Here is a 1,237-nt window from a genome sequence, read left to right as displayed (position 1 = left end):
TTCGCCGGTTATGAGCGGGAGCTGACCCGCTATCCGGTCCAGTACCCGACGGCGTGCAGCCCTCAGGCGTGGTCGACCGGAGCACCGCTGTTGCTGCTGCGCACCATGCTCGGCCTCGAACCGCTGGGTGAGCACCTCACCGCCGATCCCGCGCTGCCGGCCCGGGTCGGCTGGATCGGGCTGCTCGACGTGCCCGGCCGCTGGGGCCGGTTCGACGCCTTCGGGCGCGGACGTGCCGCGTCGGTACCCAAGTACGGCCAGTCCTCGACCGCCCCGTCGGCATAGCCTGGCCCGGCGGGCGCGCGGGTTGAGCCGGCCCGCACAGCCCTGGCCCCGGCCGGGGCGCGGGTTGAGCCGGCCGGCACCGGCTGGCAGGCTTGGCTCCCGTGATCGACGACTTCGCGAAAGAGTACCTGCACAGCGACCTGCGAGAGATTCGCGAGGTGATGCTCTGGAAGCTCGACGGGCTCGCCGAGTACGACATCCGCCGCCCGCTGACCGCGACCGGAACCAACCTTCTCGGCCTGGTCAAGCACCTGTCGATTTCCGAGTCCTGGTATTTCGGCGAGGTCTTCGACCGGCCGTTCCCCGAACCGCTGCCGCGGTGGAACGACCCCCGGGAGCGTGGTGCGCATTTGTGGGCGACGGAGCACGAGACGCGGGAGGAGATCGTCGAGCGCTACCGTCGCGTGTGCGCGCACTCGGACGCGACGATCGCCGCGCTCGCCATCGACTCTCCCGGCCACGTGCCCTGGTGGCCGCGCCCCGACGTGAAGCTCTTCAACATCCTGGTCCACATGCTCACCGAGACCAGCCGGCACGCCGGACACGCCGACATCCTGCGCGAGCAGCTCGACGGGGTGACCGGGACAGCCGCCGGAAACGGGAACCAGCCGGACGACGCGGCCTTCTGGGAAGCCCATCGCGCGAAGGTCGAGCGGGCCGCCCAGGCTCTGAACGCCTAGGCTCTGAACGGCTCACACGCGGGGTGCCCGGCGGGCAGCCGCTTACGGCCGAACGTGTCCACCCGCCCCCACCGGCCCGGTACGTCGAGCAGCCCGATCCAGCTCACCGGGTCCGGCAGCGCCGGGTCCACGGTCAGCCGGTCCTGCACCGGTTCGAGGCCGAGCATGGTGCGCAGCAGCAACAGCGGTGCCCCGGTCGACCATGCCTGCGGGCTGGAGGCGGTGGGGTACTGGACGGGGTAGCGGGTCAGCTCCCGTTCGTAGCCGGCCAG

General features: G+C 71.5%; 1 protein-coding gene and 2 pseudogenes. 2 read left to right on the top strand and 1 reads right to left on the bottom strand.

Annotation, left to right across the window (positions count from 1 at the left end; all coding sequences use genetic code 11):
- Positions 1-285, top strand: a pseudogene (locus Raf01_RS49050) (hypothetical protein); the annotation flags it as partial.
- 101 nt (positions 286-386) lie between these two features.
- Positions 387-965 (top strand): DinB family protein, encoded by a 579-nt coding sequence (locus tag Raf01_RS49045; RefSeq protein ID WP_203925062.1) that lies wholly within the window; start codon positions 387-389, stop codon positions 963-965.
- Here the strand turns inward: Raf01_RS49045 and Raf01_RS49040 are convergent.
- Positions 962-1,237, bottom strand: a pseudogene (locus Raf01_RS49040) (glycogen debranching N-terminal domain-containing protein); the annotation flags it as partial. The gene Raf01_RS49045 and the pseudogene Raf01_RS49040 overlap by 4 nt on opposite strands.

It is taken from the genome of Rugosimonospora africana (assembly GCF_016862975.1).
In the GTDB taxonomy this organism is placed as follows: Bacteria; Actinomycetota; Actinomycetes; order Mycobacteriales; family Micromonosporaceae; genus Rugosimonospora; species Rugosimonospora africana.
Note: the sequence above shows the minus strand (reverse complement) of the source record. Positions and strands in the feature narration are given on the sequence as shown.